Here is a 19,676-nt window from a genome sequence, read left to right on the forward strand (position 1 = left end):
TTCAGACCGGACGGCATATCCAGTGCAGGTAACGACCCAAACCTGCAAAGCCCGGATGGCGTCGGTGAGCCAGTTCCATTTCCAGCAGGTCCTCAAGCTCGGCCCGGGCCTGAAATTCAACCGGCATGTAATCGTGAAACACTCGCACGCCACTGCGGGTTTCGACCTGCCACAGGCCTTCAAGTTGCGTTTCCAATTCCCTTGGGTCGAGGGGCTGTTGCGGGGTCAGGCTCTGTTTTTCGCCAGCCATGTCGTTCTTGCGCATCTTGCGAAAATGCCCCTTGAGCAAATTTCGATAAATCAGCGCATCACGATTATAGAATGCCAGCGATAACCAGCCATCGGCCTTGGTCAGTCGATGCAGTACTGGCAGGATGGCATGAGGTTCTGCCAGCCATTCCAGCACGGCATGGCACAATACCAGGTCATAAGGCTCGCTCAGTTGCTCCGGTATATCCTGCCAGGGCGACTGAATGAACGTCGCGCTTTGCCCGGCATCGGCAAAACGCTGGCGCGCGCCTTCGAGCATCGGCCCGGCTGGTTCGGCCAGGGTGACTTCATGGCCACGTTCCGCCAGCCATAACGACATATGCCCAAGCCCGGCGCCGATATCCAGAACGCGCAGAGGCCGCTCGGGCAGCGTCTCGGCAAGGTCGGCCTGCAGCACCGCAAGACGAATGGCACCTTTGGCGCCGCCGTAGATCTTTTCCGCGAAGCGGGTGGCCAACTGGTCGAAATGACGATCACTCACTTGGCGAATCTCCGCTCGCTGTCGGCCAGCTTGCTGCGCACGACATCTTCCATGTCCAGGCCAAGCTCGCTGCACAGAAGCAGCAGATAAAGAACGATATCGCCTACTTCCTGCCCGGCATGGGCCAGTTTCTCGGGTGGCAATTCCCGAGACTGGTCTTCGCGCAGCCATTGGAAGATTTCTACCAGCTCGGCCATTTCCACGCTGGCGGCCATGGCCAGGTTCTTGGGGCTGTGAAACTGTTTCCAGTCGTTCTGATCGCGAATGCGGTGCAGACGCCGGGTCAACTCGTCGAGGTTCATGATGCTCTCCTGAAGGCGCATAGCTTCAGGGGGAACGGGGCTTCAGGCAAGTCATTCGCGAATGAATTCACCTACAGCGGTTGCCAGCTTCCGATCATGTGTACGATGCCTTGTTCGCCCTCGACCCGCAGTTGACCATGGGAACCGGCTGCGCTGGCTGACAGCACTACATCGCTGGGCAGGCGGATAGGTTTCTGGAACTGCACGCTGACCTCAACGTTCGACGCGGGCAAATGGTCGTCCAGGGTCGCCAGTGTCTGGGCTTTGAGCCACATGCCATGAGCGATGGCTTTGGGGAAACCGAACAGCCTGGCGCTGGGCGCACTCAGATGAATCGGGTTGTAATCGCCGGACACCTTGGCGTATTGCCTGCCGATAAGTGATGAGGCGTGCCAGCGTGCCAGTTCGCTCATTGCCATGGGGGCAGGCTCGAAATCGCCGCTGATCTCGCCTTCCAGTTTCACGCCCTTGCAGAGCATGGTGCTTTCTTCATCCCAGAGCAGCCCAAGGCCGTCTTCAACCTGAGTGATCAGAGTAAATGTCGCGCCTTTGGCATGGGGTTGCAGGTTTGTCGCCTGGACACTGATATACAACTGGCTGACGCCGCCGAGCGGGCGATGAACTCTGATGCGGTTGGTGATGTGGATCAGGCCCAGCAGCGGGAAGGGAAACTCCCGTGAGGTCATCAACTGCATCTGTAACGCAAAGGCGAGGACATGCGGGTAAGTGGGTGGCAGGAGGCTGTCATCCTTGAAGCCACAGACACTGCGATAGGCTGCCAGCTTGTCGGCGTCCACCGACATCCAGCTGCGCAGACCCACATCAGGTAGTTGCGTCCCGGTGACCTTGCGTCTCAATGCCGCCTGCATGAACAGGTTGGGCAGAGTTTGCAGGGAGTCCAGGTAGCGCCAGTGAGCAGTCATTATCCATCTCCTTGAACGAATGCGGGCTCAAGCCCCAATCACACTTTGACCACAGACACGCAAGACCTGGCCGGTCACCGCGCCGCTACCCGGCTGGCTCAGCCAGGCAACGGCTTCGGCGACGTCCTGCGGCAAGCCGCCCTGGCCAAGAGAACTCATGCGTCGACCTGCTTCACGCAAGGTGAAAGGCATTTCGGCGGTCATACGGGTTTCGATAAAACCGGGTGCTACGGCATTGATGCTGATACCGCGCTGCCTGAGCGACGGAGCCATGGCCCGGGCAAAACCGATCAGGCCAGCCTTGCTGGCGCTGTAATTGGTTTGTCCGCGATTGCCGGCCAGCCCGCTGGTAGACGACATCAATACCACTCGTGCGTTGTCGTTCAGGGTGCCGTTATCCAGCAATGCCTGAGTCAGTGCCTGCGGGGCTTCGAGGTTGACCGCCAATACCGAGTCCCAGAAATCCGCCGACATGTTGGCCAGGGTCTTGTCGCGGGTGATACCGGCGTTATGCACCAGAATGTCGAGGCCACCTTGCAGATGCTCCTGCAACTGGACGGCGGCATCCGGGCTGCAGATATCCAGCGCCAGCGCTTGCCCGCCGAGCCTTGCAGCCAGGGCCTCCAGATCTGCCCGAGCCTGCGGCACATCCAGCAGCACGACATCGGCGCCATCGCGGGTGAGGGTTTCGGCAATCGCAGCGCCTATTCCGCGCGCGGCACCCGTGACTACCGCCTTGCGCCCGGCCAAGGGGCGGCTCCAGTCCTGAACCTGTGCGGTGTTCGGGCTCAGATGGATGACCTGCCCCGAGATGAATGCGCTCTTGGGGGACAGGAAAAAGCGCAGCGCGCCTTCCAGTTGGTCTTCAGCCCCTTCGTCCACCTGTAACAGTTGAACGGTGCTGCCGTTGCGCATTTCCTTGGCCAGTGAACGGCTGAAGCCTTCAACGGCCTGCTGGGTACTGGCTGCCAGAGGGTCTTCAAGTGTCGCGGGGGCACGCCCGAGGATCACCACATGGGCGCATTGATCCAGATTGCGCAGCAGCGGCTGAAAGAAATCCCGTAACTGTTTGAGCTGTTCAGCGTGTACGAGCACGCTGGCGTCAAATACCACGGCCTTGAGTTTCGGGCCTTGTTCGGCGGCCCAGGCTGTTGCGCCGGGGATATCGCTGCCAAAGCTGTAGAGCGAGTCGGTCAGGCGTTGTGCGAACAGTCTGATGTGATCCGCCAGTGGCCCGGCGCTGATCAGCAGCGTTCCCTCTACAGGCCGCAAGCGTCCGGCTTGCCAACGCTCCAGATGCGTCGGGCTCGGAAGACCTACGGCTTTCACCAAGCGACGACCCATGTCGGAATTGGCGAAATTTATGTAGCGATCTGACGACATGGAACACTCTCCTTGAATCGGGGTTCAAAGACATGGACCACACTGAAGCGACATTTGTTCTTGTTTCAGCACGCTGTTCATCACCCGCCCAGACAATGCTTGAAGAAAAGGAAGTTTTTCATGACGCAGCTACGTCGTGTCGCCATCATCGGCGGTAACCGGATTCCATTTGCCCGCTCAAGCGGCGCCTATGCCACTGCCAGTAATCAAGACATGCTGACAGCTGCGCTGGAGGGCCTGATAGAGCGGTTCAACCTGCATGGCCTGCGTATGGGCGAGGTGGTTGCCGGAGCGGTGCTCAAGCACTCCCGGGACTTCAACCTGACCCGTGAATGCGTGCTGGGTTCGCGTCTGTCGGCGCAAACACCTGCTTACGATTTACAGCAGGCCTGTGGCACCGGCCTTGAATCTGCCTTGCTGGTGGCCAACAAGATTGCGTTGGGACAGATCGAATGCGGCATTGCCGGAGGCGTGGATACCACGTCCGATGCGCCGATAGGCGTCAATGAAGAGCTGCGTAATATCCTGTTGCAGATCAATCGCAGCAAGACCGGCGCCGACAAGCTCAAGGCCCTCCTGAAATTGAGGCCCCAGCACCTCAAGCCGGAGCTGCCTCGTAACGGCGAACCGCGCACAGGTTTGTCCATGGGCCAGCATTGCGAACTGATGGCACAGCATTGGGGGATCGAGCGCGACGCTCAGGATCAACTGGCGCTGGAGAGTCATCTGAAAATGGCAGCCGCTTATGCAGATGGTTGGCAGAACGATCTGGTGACGCCTTATCTGGGGCTGACCCGTGATAACAACCTTCGTCCTGACCTGACGCTGGAAAAGCTGGCGAGCCTCAAACCCGCATTCGAGCGCAGCGCCAAGGGTACATTGACGGCTGGCAACTCGACACCGCTCACCGATGGCGCTTCGCTGGTGCTGCTGGCCAGTGAAGAGTGGGCCAAAGAGCGGGGTCTGCCAGTGTTGGCGTATTTACGCGATGGCGAAACGGCAGCCGTGAATTTCGTCAATGGCGAAGAAGGCCTGCTGATGGCTCCTGCCTATGCGGTGCCGCGTCTGCTGGCACGCAACGGTTTGACGCTGCAGGATTTCGATTACTACGAAATTCACGAGGCTTTCGCGGCTCAGGTGCTCTGTACGCTCAAGGCCTGGGAAGATCCCGAATACTGCAAGACCCGCCTGGGACTTGAGGCGCCATTGGGTTCCATCGACCGCAGCAAGATCAATATCAAGGGCAGTTCATTGGCGGCCGGCCACCCCTTTGCTGCAACGGGTGGCCGGATCGTTGCCAACCTGGCCAAACTGCTGGCGGTTGCAGGCCAGGGGCGCGGTCTGATCTCGATCTGCGCAGCGGGCGGGCAGGGCGTTACCGCGATTCTGGAACGCTGAAACAGGTCAGGCGTACATCTCATGAAGTGGGAAGGGCCTTGGCCGCGACGACACAACTGAAAGGCAACACATTTTCAGCGCCTTCAACTGCTGTCGCGGCCAAAGCCCCTCCCACGGATTTAAGGCCTCAAAAGTCCAGGCTCAATGCCACGCTGACACCCTGATGAGTCGTGTCATCGTTCTTGCGCCAGTTGTAATCTGCTCGCAGGGTCAGGTCGCGAGTCAGTTTCTGGCTCAGGCCCAGACTGGCGCGGTTGAGGTTACGTTGTGGCGTGTAGCCTTCAAGGGTGAAGTCAAGGCTTGGCAGGCTGTTCAGTGCCATGGTCACGTTCTGCCGGTCCGTTTCAAACTCCCGTTCATGAGCGAACTCGCCCCATATCCGGGTCGAAGACGTCAGCTCGAATGCGGTCTGCAAGCCAACGCCTGCGCGCCGGGATTTGCGGGTCTGATCACTGAAGGTCAAGGCAGTCGAGCGGTTGCCTTGCTCCGAGTAGCCGTTCACATCGATATGAGCGTAATCGGCGCTGATAAAGGGCGACAGGTGCCAGCGGCTCGCGGCCCCCGCAATATCAAAACCAAGGCGCGCACTTGCAGCCCAGAGCTTGCCATCGGTGTCGCCCTTTTCCTGCCCTTCGCTGACGCCCAGAGCGAACTTGCGCTCGGCCTTGTCGTAATCCAGATGCCCGCCAGAAGCTGCCAGGTCTCCCCACCAGTGATTGGCCTGATATTGCACAAAGGCCGTCGCAATGTAGCTGTTGAGCCTGTATTGCGAATCCTGTGCGCCTGCCTCCAGGTTTTGCCGATAAGCCCCGGCAACCAGCCCGGCACGCCAGTGTTCGGCGAAACGGTAGCTGCCTCCGAGGGTCAGGTTATAGCCGTGGCCATCCGCCTGGGCTGAGGTGTTCTGGGCATCGAAGTCGATCTTCTGACCGCCTGCGGCAAGGATGCTGCGCCACTGGCCAACACCTTGCCAATTGCCCCAGTCGTTGAGCCACTGGGCGCGGAGTTCATCCTGTTGGGCGCGTAATGTGCCATTGGCCATTTCCGGCAGCAGAGTGATTTCCCAAGGGGCAGCCAGCAACGAATAGGCGTAGTCGGCAAACAGGCGCTGAGCTGCAACGGTCGGGTGGACCCGATCATTGAAGAACAGCCGGTTCGGGTCCGGCGTAGCGCTGTCCAGACCATAGGTGCTGTTTTCATCGCAGCCTGCGCCGTTGAAACAGGTTCCTACCAGATCCTGGTCGGCTGCGAAGCCGAAGCGACCGGGATCGGCCAGGGTCTCACTGATAAAGAGGGGCACATTGAGCGGGATGATCTGTGCATCGATCTGTTCCAGACGACTGACCAGTTGCTCGTTGAAGTCGGAGCTGAGTGCAGACGTCAGTGGCTGCAGGATGGTCCCGCTCAGCAAGGGTGTCTGGCCAATGTCCGGCAGCAGCCAGACCATGATGTAGCGGGCCCCTGCCTGTTGCAGGGCCTGTACGCTGTCAGCCAGATTGTCGGCAGAATCCGCAGCGTCACCGCTGCTCAGTACGCGGCCTTGCAAGAAGTCATTACCGCCACCTGTCAGGTAATACAGCGCGTTCGGGTCCGCTTGAAAATTGTTGCCGGGCAGATAGCCGGTCCGGGTTCGTAGCACGGTGCCGGTATTGGGATCGACCACGCGGGATTCAGAGGTGATGGCATCGTAGATCTGGTCCGTGCGATCACCTCCCACTGCCCAGTTATTACCGTCCGGTATTCCCTGTGCCGCATTCACTGCCGAGGTGGATGCGCCCAGATCGCGGGCAGGAACATTGAGCAGCATGCCCAGCAGAGTCGAAGAGTTCAGCCCGACAAGCTCGCCGCTGCCGTCCTGATAGGTAGGCCCCACGCGATTGGTAAAGCGCAACGTTGCTCCGGGCGGCCCGTCCTGATCCGGAAACTGCCCCGCATCGGCCAGGCTGTCGCCAAACACGACCATCGTGGAGTAAGGGGCTGGAGCCGCGAATGTCGAGGTGCAGGCCAGAGTGAGCAAGCATGCTGCCAGAGGCCGACGCAGTGATGTTTCGGTCATGAAAAAAGCCCTTTTTATTGTTCTGCCTGTAGGGACCCTAGCAAGCATCCCCGTCACTTCCAGAACTAAAAGAACTTACCGCCCAGCGGTGGTAGAACCGATCGAAAGGATTGATAGGTCTGTGTCCGAGGGGTTACAGAGGTTGGGAGCTACCGCTCAAGATGATGCTGACAATAGAAATGTAGGCGGCTCATATACAGGTTTTTCGCAATATTTACCCATAACCATGTAACACCTTTGAGGCTTGGGAGTGCTGTTCAGTGCATAGCAATGCTTCCTGCTGTTTTGGTGGTGTAAGTATGTATATTGAAAAATTTATGATTTCAAAGGTGTGATATGACTGTAGAGCTACCCAATATCTATGTGTATCCAGATGACTATGGCACTGTTTCGGGCGTTACACGAATTAACCCGCTAATGGGCGGAATGCAGGCGCTGATGCAAGCGCGTGCTCAAAGAGATGTTGCATATTTAGCTGGTAATTGGTGGTCGATCGTTAACAGTCAGTTGAAAATGATAGCGTCTAATCGACCGCCTTATTGCTTGGCAGGTATGATGGCGGATGATTTTCATTCGGTTGCTTATGCCGATTTTATTAAGACTGTTAATCCTGGTGTTTCTAATGAGGATGCCTTGGCCGCTGGACGAAGTGATGGGCTGAGAAAGAAAGCGCAGGCCTTGGCGACACCTGAGTTTTCCGGTGGGATTTTTACACCCATTAAAGCCTTGATGCATTTTCTTCAAGCTGAAGGAACTCCAGCCACTGTGCCGTTGAATCGCACGGGTATTAAGCCTGCTGCTGATAAGATTCCCGATTTGATGGCAATCATCAGGACTGCCCGTATCGGAAAAACCTCAGTTGATCTGACCGTGCCTTACTATACCGGGCAGGACTCGTTTACTGCTCGTATGTATCTAGGATCTATTACAATACGTATCACGGGTGAGGTAATACATACAGCATCTGGAGTGATTAGCTTTGTGGGTGAGGTTCGGGCATATAATGATGTGTATGATGCTAATCGAAGCCAGCATCGTAATGACTTTGATGAACGAGCTACTAAAAATTTAAGGGAAATGGAGCGCGTATCCGGTGCAGTGCCTTATGAAATAAAAATGCCAGGTTCTATTCCTATAAGCTATTCAAATCAATAAAGTCTGGACTGTGATGGAGTTTTCTTTTGGAAGCGCTTGTCTGCGCAGGTGCAAAAAAACGGTACTCCATTGGTGTTGTTGTGTTTAAGATTGGTGCGGTTTTTTATTGATGTGCGGGGAGGGAACATATGAGAATTAGCTATCGTTTGCTGGTGGCCATTTTATTGTTTGTCATGGCTTGGGTTTGTTTGTTTTTTGCTGGGGATGGAATTCCAGAGAACTCTTCGGACCTGTCAGATACCCGAGGCTTGCCTGCGGTTACCATTTATACGGTTATGCTCCAAGCCATCAGTGGTGTTGCCTTACTTCTCGCAACGATTGGGTTTGTAGTCTCGGCAAGGTTTGAATCAAGCTCGTGGGGGAAAAGAGTTGCTGTTTTTTCGATTTTTAATATATGCCTTTTACTTACTTCCATTGTAGGTGTTTTTGTCATTGGATCTTTCTTGTTTGAAAAAACGCTTGGGCTTGTCGGTATTCTTCTTTATCTGGCCGTCATCGCTCTAGTGATATCGGCATTGCCTAAACGTTCTCAGCGCTAACCTCAAATCTGTGGCCGCACCGTTTTTCGCGCTCCCTGTATTTTTTAAATAACGCAGCGGGGCTGGCTTATCACTAACCCCGCTGACGGCCTGTTTTCTCTTCACCTCATGCCGCCTGATTGTGTGCGATTGCATCCAGATAGGCGGCCAGTTCGTGCAGGTACACGAAGGGGTGGCCCTGTCGTGTGCCGCCGGTGCGGTTGACTTTCAAGGCGATACGGCCCGCGTTGATCTTGCGCAGCAGATTGCGATCGTTCGAGATGTGCGAGAAATAACGCTCCCTGACCGCGCTCAGTGTCGGGCATGGGGTGGCGAATTCCTTGCGAAGCAGATCCAGTGTATTGGTCATTGGCGATTACTCCCTGTGGGTAAAAGTCTGAGTCATGTTTCGTCTCCTTCCCACGGGCCATCGGGTCTTGAACGTTGCTGCTTGGGTGGCTCGGTCATCGGTGATGAGAGACGTGAACCAACAATACGATATGTATTTTGAACCTGCAATACGTTTTGTATTTTTAAATACGTTTTGTATTTTCTCCGTCCTCGAATTCCACGTACCAGGCGAGGTGGATCGTGTCGTTTGTGTGGTCGCGAGTGACGGTGACGCCTTCGGCTTCCATGAGGTGTTCAGCGATCTGTTCCCAATGAAGAAGAGATTCGCCAGGCTCTCGATGAAGGCGTATCTGGTGCTCGATCTGAGCCTGAGGGCTGCTGATGAGTGCTTGAATACGTTGGACCAACGCCAGATAAGCATCGTGTTGCGACATATCAGGTGTCCAGGCAGGCATGATTCAATTCCTTTTTACTGTATGTGCATACAGTAATTCAGGTCTTTTTCCTACGCAACAGTGAAATGTGTCCGGCTTGCAATAAGAGGGAAGGGCTCGAATGGCGGAAATAAAAAAGCCCCGAAAATTCGGGGCTTTGGTCTGGAAGGGTTGAGCTAGAGCCGCATCGTCATCTGTCTGATGACTCCGATCAACTTGCAGTCTTCCGTGATGGGGATTGTCGGGTAGGCGGGGTTCAGGGGCTTGAGGAAATAGCGGCCTGCATCCTCGACCAGCTTCTTGAACGTTGCCTCGTTGCTCTCGGGAAGTTTGGCAATCACCAGCTTTCCGGGGGTTGGCTCAAGCCCGGTGTCGACCAGGATCAGCATGCCTTCCGGAATGCTCTGACCTGCCGTAGCGGTCATGGAATCGCCGCGCACCATCAGCCAGAAGGCCTGGCCCTTGGCCTTGTAGTCGGTGAGTTCAAAGGTATCCGAATAGCCGGCCGGGTAGGGCTCGACAGCTTCGTTCCAGCCACCGGCCTCTACCCAGCTGATTACCGGGTAGCGGTAAAAGCGCGAGGGTTGAGCGGTAGGCGCAACGTTCTGTTGCCCTGGCTCATGAGAGGGGAGCGATGTTTCAAGAATGGGCAGATCCAGCTCGCTCAAAAACCGGTTGATCACATCGATCTTCGGTTCGCGCTTGCCGTTCAGCCAATGCCCTACGGCACCCGGAGTCACACCCATTCGCTCAGCCATGTCTTCCTGGCTGATTTCCAGGTTCTCCATGGCCTTTCTGGCGATTTCATACCATTTATTCATGCGCGAAATACTACAGCCTGTATGGGGTTCGACAATCGACACAGTGTAGTGGTTTTTCTGGATTTACAATACAAAATGTATTTTACTCGCAAAATAAACAATTCGTTTAATGAGTTGCTTTCAGCGAGGAAAGAGAATGATTGATGAAGTCGAGGCCGTGATGGCCAATTGGGGAGAGCAACGGATGCGTCTGGGCCTGGGCGGGGGGTTGAGCAGCCCGATGGCCGGCATCATGGAGTGGGGCGCTTATATTCCCCGGCGTACGCCGGGCTCCAGAGCCTTGATCGGTAACGGCAGCGGTATGGATTACATCGGCAGTGAAGTCGAGGCCGCTGTGGCGGAACTGTCCCGTGGTCCGGCCAAGGGCAGAGGCCCCGAGTTGGCGAAACTGGCGCAATACCGTTACGTCGATCTGCTACCTGCCCGTGAGCAGATGCGTCTGCTCGGTATCAATGAAGGTGCCGACAGAACCTACCGAAACTGGGTGGAAAAACTGCATCAGCAGGTTTTGTCGATTCTGGCGGCCCGCAGTGCGAATCGTGGCGCAAGAGATAAGGCTCAGGCATCCGAGGTGGCAGGCCGCAAGGCGGGTTGAGTTTCTGCTTTGATCATGTCCGCCAGAGCCGTTTCGTGTACTGGCGAACGAACATACTCTTCACGGCCCTTCCTGGGCCGTTTTTATAGAGGGACGCTGCCTCCTCGCTTCTTTTACGTCCTCATCGCCATCCCGCCCTATTTATCTGTCTGGAAGCTTTCGCGAATGAATTCGCTCCTACGGGGTTCCCGGTAGGAGCGAATTCATTCGCGAAAGGATCAATAAAGCAGACGCGAAAAGCTCAACGAAATACCGTTTATCCGGGCCAATTGTCGAAGCGTGGTTGAACTCCGGTTGAAGTCTGGTCGAACTCGACCCACCCCCCAAAAGGCCCTTTCCAGCCTTTCCGAAGGGGGGTACAAAGGCACCACGATATGCGATTTGCGTCTGGGGACAACAACTCGGAACACACTTCAAATCAAACATACCGCCAGCTTCTTCTCTTGTTCCTTCTGGCCGCCTTGTGCGGTCTTTTTTATTCCCGGAGTACCGATGGACCCAACTGACCTTGGCCCAGGCACAGCTACCTGGCTGGGCGGGACCGGCACCATCCTGCTTGGTGGCTTTTTATGGCTGCGCAAGTTTCTTTCAAAAGACGCCGCAGACCGGGCAATGGATAACGCCGATATCGGTACCGTCCGGCGCCTGAATGAATTGCTCGACTCAGAGCGCGAGGCTCGCAAGGAGGCTGAGGCCCGAGCGGACCAGTTCGCAAAAGAGCGTAATGAGCTGGCCGCTGCGGTTGGCCGTATGGAGGGCAAGGTTGAAGTCCTCACCAGCCAGATTGCTCAACTCACTGACAAGGTGACGACGCAAAGCGCCGAGATTGCCCGGCTTCGCTCTCAGCTAGGAGGTCCCACGGATGGACAGATGCGCAATTAACTTTATCGCCCGCCACTGGTGGCGTCGGGTGGAGATCTGGGTGATCGCTGCTCTGCTGGCGGCCGGGAGCCTGACACTGGGCTTTCAGGCCGGGCAATGGTCGGCCAGTTTCGAGCACACCAAGCAACTGGCCGAGATACGCCAGGCATACGACGCTGCCATGGGTAAGCGCGATATCAGCCTGGTCAGGCTGGCAGAGAGCGCAACTCAGGCGGTAGACAAGGCCGAAAGCGCCGCCTCGGCGGCGACCGAGGCAGCGAATACCGCAAGCCGTGCGGCTGACAAGGCCGATGCGGCGCTGAGCAAGGCTCGGCAGTAACCCCCACCGATATCCGACACCTCTGGATTTACCCATGAAGATAACTCCGATTGTTGCTCATTTGCAGGCGACATGCCCGACCTTTGCCGGGCGAATCAGCGCCGGTATTTACTGGAATGCCGTCATGAACAGTACGGCGCTCAGTTCCCCCTCGGCCTACGTGATTGCAACGGGCGATGCGGCAACGGCCAATGACCTCAAGAACGCGGTGCGCCAGAACATCACCGACCGGATTGATGTGGTGGTAGTGCTCACGGGCAGCGACGAGCGTGGCCAGGAGGCGAGCGAGCAACTGCATGCCGTTCGCGCCGAACTCTGGCGTGCGCTGGTGGGCTGGAACGCCGGCAGCGACTACGAGCCGCTGGAGTACACAGGCGGCGGTTTGTTGCAGGTCAATGCCTCGCAAGTGGCATGGCGCTTTGGTTTCGCGGCGCAGTTTCAACTGGGTCGCAATACATCCGATCAGCCTGCCGAAACCTGGCACGAGGTTTTTCTGGATGGTCTGCCGGGTTTCACCGGCGCGACTTTCGACATGGACTGTATCGATCCGGCAGATCCGAATCTGAAATCTCCCGGCCCCGATGGACGTATCGAAATGAAGTTCTCAGGAGACGTAACACCATGACTCAACGCATCACTGTGATCCCGGTCGCTGGCCGGGTTGTACCTGATCCGGAGGCGGGCGACCTGTTGCCCGCCGAAGGTCGTGAAGTCCGATTCAACGCATGGTGGCAGCGCCGTTACAACGATGGCGATGTCACCACTGCAACCGAGCAATCCCCAACCATCAAGGCCGTCACGGCGTAATCAAGAGGAAGCCAAACAATGGCTATCAGTTTCAATAACATTCCATCCGATGTTCGTGTTCCGCTGTTCTATGCGGAAATGGACAACTCTGCAGCCAACAGCGCTTCGGCAAGCATGCGCCGTCTGATCGTTGCCCAGGTCAACGACGATGCAACCGGTCCTGAAATCGGTTCGCTGGTACTGGTGCCCAGCGTATCGCTGGCCAAGAACATCGGCGGCCAGGGCTCCATGCTGGCCTCGATGTACGAAACCTGGCGCAAGGCCGATCCTACCGGTGAAGTCTGGTGCCTGCCGCTGCTCAATACAGTGGGCGCCAAGGCCGGTGCCACCATCATTCTTACAGGCACTGCCACCGAGTCCGGTGTTCTGAACCTGTACGTCGGTGGTGTGCGAGTGCAGGCCACTATCGTTAATGGCGCAACCGCCGCCCAGGCAGCGAGTGCGCTGTCGGTGAAGATCAATGCCACGCCGGATCTGCCGGTCAAGGCCGAGGTCGAAGCGGGTGTTGTAACCCTGTCCGTCAAGTGGACCGGTGAGAGCGGTAACGACATCCAGCTGGAATTCAATCGCCTGGGTAAAACCAATGGCGAGGTCACTCCGGCCGGTCTGGCCGTTGTTGCCACTGTCCTGGCCGGCGGTGTCGGCAGCCCTGATCAGGTGGCGGCACTGGCCGCGCTGGGCGATGAGCCTTTCGAGTTCCTGTGCGTGCCATGGTCCGATACCACCACGCTGGATGCCTGGAAATCGGCAATGGACGACAGCACCGGTCGCTGGAGCTGGGCCAAGCAACTCTACGGTCACGTCTACAGCGCCAAGCGCGGCACGGTCGGTACTCTGGTCGCCGCAGGTCAACTGCGTAACGATCAGCATGTCACGATCCAGGGCGTCGAAATCGGTGTGCCACAGCCGGTGTGGGTGCAGGCTGCTGCTCTGGCTGCGCGTACCGCGGTGTTCATCTCTGCCGATGCCAGCCGTCCGACTCAGACCGGCACCCTGCCTGGCCTGGACCCGGCGCCTGCCAGTGCCCGCTTCACGCTCACCGAACGTGAGTCGCTGCTGCGTTACGGTATCGCCACCGCTTACTACGAAGGCGGTTACGTACGTATTCAGCGTTCGATCACCACGTACCAGAAGAACGCCTACGGTCAGGCGGACAACTCGTACCTGGACAGCGAAACCCTGCACCAGTCGGCGTTCATCATTCGTCGTCTGCAAAGCGTGATCACCAGCAAGTATGGCCGTCACAAGCTGGCCAACGATGGCACCCGTTTCGGTGCCGGTCAGCCGATCGTCACGCCAAGCACCATTCGTGGTGAGCTGATCGCTCAGTACGCCAGGCTCGAAGAAGAAGGCCATGTGGAAAACGCAGAGCTGTTCGCTGAGCACCTGGTCGTCGAGCGCGACACCCAGGACCCGAGCCGCATCAACGTGATGTTCCCGCCGGATTACATCAACGGTCTGCGCGTGTTCGCACTGCTCAATCAGTTCCGCCTGCAATACGACGCTGCGGCGTAAATTCAACCTCGACATTCAAACCCGCCTTGTGCGGGTTTTTTCATTCTGGAGATAAAGAACATGGCTCAAAAAGTAGCTGGTACCTGCTACATCAAGGTGGACGGCACTCAACTGACTATCACTGGCGGCGGTGAAGCCCCTTTGATGAACATCAAGCGCGAGACCGTTGTGCCGGGCTATTTCAAGGAAGTGGACAAGGCTCCGTCGCTGAGCTTCACGGCGGTTCATACCCCTGACTTTCCCTTGAAAGCGCTCACCACCGGCGTGGACATGACCATCACCTGTGAATTCCAGAACGGCAAGATCTACGTTCTGTCGGGTGCCTATCTGGTTGATGAACCGACCAGCAAGGGCGAAGAGGGCACCATCGAGCTGAAGTTCGACGGTAACCAGGGGAGCTGGCAATGAGTGAAGTCATCGTACTGGCGAGCCCGGTCGAGGCGCACGGGGAATCCCTTTCGCAACTGACTTTCCGTCGCCCTACGGCGCAGGAAGCGCGAGCGATCAAGGCGCTGCCTTACAAGATCGACAAGCACGAGGAGGTGTCGCTCGACCTGGAAGTCGCTGCGAAATACATCGCGGTCTGCGCAGGCATTCCTCCGTCCTCGGTCGATCAGCTTGATCTTTCCGATATCAACAAGCTGAGCTGGAAGGTCGCGAGTTTTTTCATGGCAGCGGCATCAGAGACCTCCAAGGCCTGATAGCCGTCGTCTACGACCTCGCATACTTCTGGAAAGTTGATCCCGAACTGATGATGTCCAGGTCCCTGGACATCATCACCGAGTCGATTTTGCAGTCGCAGCGTATCAATCAGATCCTGCAGGGGGAGTGATGGCAAATCCATCCAGGCTTGAAGCGCTTTTTAAAGGCGTCGATGAGCTGTCTCCTACTCTGGCTAACATGCGCAAGAATGTTGACGCTTTCAAAACCGGACTCGAAGGGTCCGGTCTGGGGAAAATCAACATTGCAGGCGTGATCGAGGGGAATGCCTTTACGGGCCCCTTGATTGCCGGGGTAAAGGCAGCAATCGGTTTTGAAACATCCATGGCCAATGTGAAAAAGGTCGTGGCTTTTGAGACACCGCAGCAATTCCAGCAAATGGGCACCGATATTCTGGACATGAGCGAACGGCTCCCGGAAACCGCCAATGGAATTGCGGCAATCGTGGCGACAGGTGCCAAGGCCAGCGTGCCGCGTGCTGAGTTGCAAGGCTTTGCGGAAGACGCCGTGAAGATGGGCGTTGCTTTCGGCCAGACGGGGGCGGAGTCGGGCGAAATGATGGCCAAGTGGCGATCCTCGCTTAGCCTCTCGCAGCCTGAAGTCCAAAAGCTTGCCGAGCAGATCAATACCCTGGGCGGTAATGATCTGGAGAAAGAGATTGCAACCATGGTTACTGCGATGGCGCCGTTGGGTGCTGTGGCAGGGAAGGCCAGCGGTGAAGTCGCGGCCATGGCGGCCACGTTGGCTGGTGTGGATGTGCCGGCTGATGTGGCGACCAAGGGCGTCAAGAGCCTCATGAAAACCCTGACCGAAGGCGGGCCAGCGAAAGCCGGGGCTTTCAAGGATTTACAGCTTGATCTCGATCAACTGACTCAGGGCATGCAGACGGATCCTTCCGGGACTATCGAGAAGGTTTTGAGCACCCTGTCCCAGGTTGATCCAGCCAGGCAGAGCGATGTGGTTTCGCAGTTGTTCGGTGCCGAATCACTGGGCGCCATAACGCCGTTGCTGAAGAACCTCGATGACCTGAAAGCCAACTTCGGCAAGGTTGCAGAAGGCGCTAAATCCGCGGGCTCAATCGAGCAGGAGTTCGCCGACAACTCGCGCACTACTGCGGTTGCCATTCAGCTTATGCAAAACCGCATGGATCGGATTGGTACCAATATCGGCGGCATTTTCCTGCCCGCGATAAACGATGCAATCGCCGTCATCGGCCCGATGATTTCCATGGTCGCTGCATTGGCGGCCGAACACCCTGAGGTCATCAAGGGCGTTGTAGGTGCTGCGGTTGCCTTTGGCGTCTTGCAAGTGGCCGTGCTGGCCGCGACCAATGCGGCTCGTTTGTTCAGCATGGTCATCGGTTTGTCGCCGGTCGGAATCGCTGTACGCGCTATTGCCCTGGCTGCTGGATTCTTGATTGCCAACTGGTCCTCTGTCGCACCGTTTTTTGCGGCAGTCTGGGCTTCGATCCAGGGGGCGGCCAGTGCCGTCTGGGACGTACTGAAAACCATATTTTCCTGGTCGCCACTGGGCATGATCGTGGCGATATGGCAGCCCTTGACTGAGGTTTTCTCGGCGCTCTGGGATGTCATCAAAGCACTGTCCACACCGTTCTTTGACTTCCTGAGGTTGATGTTCTCCTGGACACCGCTGGGCATGGTTGTAGAGAACTGGCAACCGATCAGCGAATTCTTCGGTCTGGTATGGGAGGGGATCAAGGCTCCAGCGCTTGTATTCGCCGATGTTCTGAAAACGATGTTCGACTGGTCTCCCTTGGGGATCATCATCAAGCACTGGGAGCCGATCAGAAGCTGGTTCACTGGCCTGTGGGACGATGTGAAGTCGGGCATCAATTCGGCATTGAGCTTTTTCGGCTTTGGAGAAGAAGGGATTCTTAAAGGCACTACCCAAAAGCTCAATGAGTTTGCTGAAGGGCAAAGGCTGCGCAATGCAGGTCCTGGTGGCGGTACTGGCGCATTTGTGATGGCAGATGCCGTCAATACCAGCCAGTCGAATCAACAGCGTCTCAACACTGCGCTGGGCGTGCCATCGACCAGCGCACTGCTTGCTGCTCCAAACCTGCCTGAGCCCGGCAGCCTGCTTCTACAAGGGGCAGCCGCTAATCGACGTCTGGAAGGTGAACTCAACATCCGTTTTGACAATGCGCCTGCTGGCATGCGTCCGGGTGAAGTGCGGACCAACCAGCCCGGCTTGACGATCTCGCCAAGCGTTGGCTATCGAACAATCGGAGGAGCAGGATATGACGACATGGCGTGACAGACTGATGCCCGCTTCTTTCCGCGGCATTGGTTTCTTTATTGAAACGGACAGTGTCCCGGTTGGCCGCAAGGGGCAGCTTCACGAGTTTCCGCAACGCGACGAGCCTTATTTCGAGTCGCTGGGCAAGGAATCGCAAATTTATACGATGGAAGCTCTTCTGGTTGGCGAGGACTGTTTCGAGCGTCGTGACAGATTGCTGGAGGCTCTTGAAGCCAATGGGGCTGGCGAGCTTGTCCATCCGTGGCTTGGGCGCATGCAGGTGCAGGTTGGCGGTTGCATCTTGAAACACAGCCGGACTGAAGGTGGCGTAGTCAGGCTGTCGTTGAAGTTTTACCCGGATCAGCCGCTGCGCTTTCCGACTTCAACGGTCAATACCCGGCGACAACTCGTGCAAGCCTCCGACGGGCTGCTGGATTCGGCGCTCAAACGCTATCGGGCGGTCATGTCTGTAGTGGATGCAGCGCGCATCAATATTCAGGCGCTGCGCAGTGCTTTGTCGGGGATTTTTGCCGTGATTCAGCGGCAGTTTACCCCCTTCATGACGATCTACTCGGATGTGACCAGTCTGGTTCATTCGCTGGTCAATGCGCCACTTACATTGAGCACAATGTTCTCCAGTTTCTTTGCCAGCTTTGATGGGGATAGCAGTAGCAATACAGGCTCGGGTGCAAGCTTCAATGTGGGCACGGGTTCAGGTTCAGGCACGGGCGGGAATGGAGCAGGCACCGGGTCCGGGAGTGGAGTCGGCACAGGTTCGGGCAGTGGCACAGGTGCTGGAACAGGCACAAGTGCGAGTAGCAGCAGTTCGTCCGTCAATTACAGGGCGACAATTTCCGATGCCACGCAGCAGGCCGAGGCGATTGCCAGTATCAATCTGGTCAACCAGGGCGGTGGGCTCGATACCGGCTCCGCGGCCCAGGCAACGGCCAATCTGGTTCAGGACTCCTTGCTGGTCAAGGTTGCCAGGGTTGTGGCAAGCATGCCGGTTGCCACTGCTGCGGTGCCGATCATTGCCACGCCGTCACTGGAGCATCAAGTGGTGATGCCGGTCGATCGTGCTCAGGTTCCTGTCGCCGATGATGTGATCGAGCTGCGTGACACCCTCAGTTCGGCAATCTGGGAGGCTTCGCTGAAAGCTGATCCGGAGCATTACCTGGCGCTCAACACATTGCGTCAGGCATTGATCCGTCATCTGAACGCCGTGGCGGCTTCCGGGGTGCGTCTGGTTGACATCAAGGTCGCCGAGCCGTTGCCTGCGCTGGTACTGGCTTATCGTCGCTTCGGCGATGCAACACGCTCGGTCGAGGTCGTGCAGCGTAACCGTGTCCAGCATCCAGGCTTCTTGCCGCCAGGCACTTTGAAAGTCGCCCAGGAGTAGCCCCATGGATAAGGCAAATGCTGTCACCTTGACGGTGGATAACATGGATTATGGCGGCTGGAAAACCATCTCGATCTCTGCCGGTATCGAGCGTCAGGCCCGCAGTTTCACGGTGGGTATTACCTGGCAGTGGCCAGGGCAGAACTTCTCTCGACCGATCAGGCAAGGTGATAAATGCGAGGTTCGTATCGGGGGCGATTTGATCCTGACGGGTTGGGTCTTTGCGACGCCGATCAACTATGACGACAAGACGATCACCCTGAGTATCTCCGGGCGCTCTCTTACGGCAGATCTTGTTGATTGCTCCGCGGTCAACAAACCCGGTCAGTGGAAGGAACAAGGGGCGTTCAGCATCATCCAGGCGCTTGTGGCCCCCTACAAGGTGGGTGTGGTGAGTGAGATTGCTGAAACCGGCAAGATTCCCGATCACACCATCGTTCCTGCAGAAACGGTGTTCAAGTCCATCGACCGGATCCTGACGCGGTTTCGGATTTTCTCCACCGACGATGAGCAGGGGCGTCTGGTACTGGCCAAGCCTGGCAGCAAGGGACGGGCAGTGGATCGGCTGGAACTGGGGCAGAACATCCTTTCTGCGGCAGCGCCTCTCGATTTCTCCGGTACTTTTTCCGAGTACCGGGTGATCGGGCAACGCGCTGGCAATGATAAGACGTACGGCAAGCAATCCAGTGAAGTCTCGGCGCAGGCATTTGATCGCAGAGTCAATCGCAACCGAGTCCTGATCATCCATGAGTCGTCACCAGTGACTACCGAGCTTGCCCAGAGCCGTGCGAACTGGGAGCGCAGCAATCGCATGGGCAAGGCGCAGGTCACGACCTACAAGGTGCAAGGATGGCGGCAGACCAATGGCGATCTCTGGCGTCACAACACGCTGGTGCGAGTCGTGGACCGGGTGATCGGTGTCGATCAGGACATGTTGATCTCGCAGATCACTTACACGCTCGACGAAAAAGGAACAGTGACGACCCTGGTCGTCGGCCCACCTGAAATGTACGAAGCCGAACCCGACGATCCGCACAAGGCTGGCAAAAAGTAGAGAGCGGCAACGATGCGTTGCCCTACCCCGAAAA

General features: G+C 57.1%; 22 protein-coding genes. 14 read left to right on the forward strand and 8 right to left on the reverse strand.

Going from position 1 to position 19,676, the window contains the following annotated elements; all coding sequences use genetic code 11:
• Position 1: 1 nt before the first annotated feature.
• The 4 genes from ACODS3_RS22200 to ACODS3_RS22215 form a co-directional block, all read right to left on the reverse strand.
• Positions 2-751 (reverse strand): methyltransferase, encoded by a 750-nt coding sequence (locus ACODS3_RS22200; protein WP_122320500.1) that lies wholly within the window; start codon positions 749-751, stop codon positions 2-4.
• Positions 748-1,053, reverse strand: a complete 306-nt coding sequence (locus ACODS3_RS22205; protein WP_201004898.1) for a MazG-like family protein — start codon at positions 1,051-1,053, stop codon at positions 748-750. The genes ACODS3_RS22200 and ACODS3_RS22205 overlap by 4 nt, the downstream gene beginning before the upstream one ends.
• Before the next feature lie 71 nt (positions 1,054-1,124).
• Positions 1,125-1,976: a MaoC family dehydratase gene (locus ACODS3_RS22210; protein ID WP_183143742.1), complete on the reverse strand. Its 852-nt coding sequence runs from the start codon at positions 1,974-1,976 to the stop codon at positions 1,125-1,127.
• 27 nt (positions 1,977-2,003) lie between these two features.
• Positions 2,004-3,359: a 3-oxoacyl-ACP reductase gene (locus ACODS3_RS22215; protein WP_122320503.1), complete on the reverse strand. Its 1,356-nt coding sequence runs from the start codon at positions 3,357-3,359 to the stop codon at positions 2,004-2,006.
• Positions 3,360-3,479: 120 nt separating this feature from the next.
• On the opposite strand from ACODS3_RS22215, the gene ACODS3_RS22220 reads away from it, so the two are divergent.
• The gene (locus ACODS3_RS22220) at positions 3,480-4,757 is read left to right on the forward strand and encodes an acetyl-CoA C-acetyltransferase (protein WP_122320504.1); all 1,278 of its coding nucleotides are present in this window, start codon (positions 3,480-3,482) and stop codon (positions 4,755-4,757) included.
• Between the two features lie 127 nt (positions 4,758-4,884).
• On the opposite strand, the gene estP is transcribed toward ACODS3_RS22220, so the two are convergent.
• The gene (gene estP / locus ACODS3_RS22225; protein WP_489036293.1) at positions 4,885-6,813 is read right to left on the reverse strand and encodes an esterase EstP; all 1,929 of its coding nucleotides are present in this window, start codon (positions 6,811-6,813) and stop codon (positions 4,885-4,887) included.
• A 336-nt stretch (positions 6,814-7,149) separates the two neighbouring features.
• On the opposite strand from estP, the gene ACODS3_RS22230 reads away from it, so the two are divergent.
• A complete protein-coding gene (locus tag ACODS3_RS22230) occupies positions 7,150-7,968 on the forward strand; it encodes a lipid II-degrading bacteriocin (RefSeq protein ID WP_122320506.1) in 819 nt (272 codons plus the stop codon).
• Positions 7,969-8,096: 128 nt separating this feature from the next.
• Positions 8,097-8,507 (forward strand): hypothetical protein, encoded by a 411-nt coding sequence (locus ACODS3_RS22235; RefSeq protein WP_489036295.1) that lies wholly within the window; start codon positions 8,097-8,099, stop codon positions 8,505-8,507.
• A gap of 106 nt (positions 8,508-8,613) precedes the next feature.
• Here the strand turns inward: ACODS3_RS22235 and ACODS3_RS22240 are convergent, their stop codons facing one another.
• The 3 genes from ACODS3_RS22240 to ACODS3_RS22250 form a co-directional block, all read right to left on the reverse strand.
• The gene (locus tag ACODS3_RS22240) at positions 8,614-8,856 is read right to left on the reverse strand and encodes a pyocin activator PrtN family protein (protein WP_122320508.1); all 243 of its coding nucleotides are present in this window, start codon (positions 8,854-8,856) and stop codon (positions 8,614-8,616) included.
• Positions 8,857-9,019: 163 nt separating this feature from the next.
• Positions 9,020-9,292 carry a DUF1654 domain-containing protein gene (locus tag ACODS3_RS22245; RefSeq protein WP_201020377.1) on the reverse strand — a complete coding sequence of 91 codons (273 nt, stop codon included), beginning with the start codon at positions 9,290-9,292 and terminating at the stop codon, positions 9,020-9,022.
• A gap of 155 nt (positions 9,293-9,447) precedes the next feature.
• Positions 9,448-10,059: a LexA family protein gene (locus tag ACODS3_RS22250; protein WP_183143743.1), complete on the reverse strand. Its 612-nt coding sequence runs from the start codon at positions 10,057-10,059 to the stop codon at positions 9,448-9,450.
• A gap of 169 nt (positions 10,060-10,228) precedes the next feature.
• On the opposite strand from ACODS3_RS22250, the gene ACODS3_RS22255 reads away from it, so the two are divergent.
• From ACODS3_RS22255 to ACODS3_RS22305, 11 genes are all read left to right on the forward strand, one after another.
• On the forward strand, positions 10,229-10,687 hold the full coding sequence (locus ACODS3_RS22255; protein ID WP_201020378.1) for a hypothetical protein: 459 nt from the start codon (positions 10,229-10,231) through the stop codon (positions 10,685-10,687).
• Between the two features lie 492 nt (positions 10,688-11,179).
• A complete protein-coding gene (locus ACODS3_RS22260; RefSeq protein WP_201004889.1) occupies positions 11,180-11,569 on the forward strand; it encodes a DUF3450 domain-containing protein in 390 nt (129 codons plus the stop codon).
• Positions 11,550-11,888 (forward strand): hypothetical protein, encoded by a 339-nt coding sequence (locus ACODS3_RS22265; RefSeq protein ID WP_025262100.1) that lies wholly within the window; start codon positions 11,550-11,552, stop codon positions 11,886-11,888. Before ACODS3_RS22260 ends, ACODS3_RS22265 begins: the two co-directional genes overlap by 20 nt.
• Before the next feature lie 34 nt (positions 11,889-11,922).
• The gene (locus ACODS3_RS22270; protein WP_304575963.1) at positions 11,923-12,513 is read left to right on the forward strand and encodes a phage tail terminator protein; all 591 of its coding nucleotides are present in this window, start codon (positions 11,923-11,925) and stop codon (positions 12,511-12,513) included.
• On the forward strand, positions 12,510-12,695 hold the full coding sequence (locus tag ACODS3_RS22275; RefSeq protein ID WP_095068307.1) for a DUF2635 domain-containing protein: 186 nt from the start codon (positions 12,510-12,512) through the stop codon (positions 12,693-12,695). Before ACODS3_RS22270 ends, ACODS3_RS22275 begins: the two co-directional genes overlap by 4 nt.
• Before the next feature lie 18 nt (positions 12,696-12,713).
• Positions 12,714-14,210 (forward strand): phage tail sheath subtilisin-like domain-containing protein, encoded by a 1,497-nt coding sequence (locus ACODS3_RS22280; RefSeq protein ID WP_489036299.1) that lies wholly within the window; start codon positions 12,714-12,716, stop codon positions 14,208-14,210.
• Between the two features lie 60 nt (positions 14,211-14,270).
• Positions 14,271-14,618, forward strand: coding sequence for a phage tail tube protein (locus tag ACODS3_RS22285; protein ID WP_201020381.1), 348 nt, complete (start codon positions 14,271-14,273; stop codon positions 14,616-14,618).
• A complete protein-coding gene (locus ACODS3_RS22290) occupies positions 14,615-14,911 on the forward strand; it encodes a phage tail assembly protein (protein WP_201020382.1) in 297 nt (98 codons plus the stop codon). Before ACODS3_RS22285 ends, ACODS3_RS22290 begins: the two co-directional genes overlap by 4 nt.
• A 130-nt stretch (positions 14,912-15,041) precedes the next feature.
• Positions 15,042-17,207, forward strand: coding sequence for a phage tail tape measure protein (locus tag ACODS3_RS22295; RefSeq protein WP_201020383.1), 2,166 nt, complete (start codon positions 15,042-15,044; stop codon positions 17,205-17,207).
• A complete protein-coding gene (locus ACODS3_RS22300) occupies positions 17,191-18,588 on the forward strand; it encodes a DNA circularization protein (RefSeq protein ID WP_201020384.1) in 1,398 nt (465 codons plus the stop codon). Before ACODS3_RS22295 ends, ACODS3_RS22300 begins: the two co-directional genes overlap by 17 nt.
• Positions 18,589-18,592: 4 nt before the next feature.
• Positions 18,593-19,642 carry a phage baseplate assembly protein gene (locus tag ACODS3_RS22305; RefSeq protein WP_201020385.1) on the forward strand — a complete coding sequence of 350 codons (1,050 nt, stop codon included), beginning with the start codon at positions 18,593-18,595 and terminating at the stop codon, positions 19,640-19,642.
• The last annotated feature ends 34 nt before the right edge of the window (positions 19,643-19,676 follow it).

It is taken from the genome of Pseudomonas sp. FG43 (assembly GCF_057809175.1).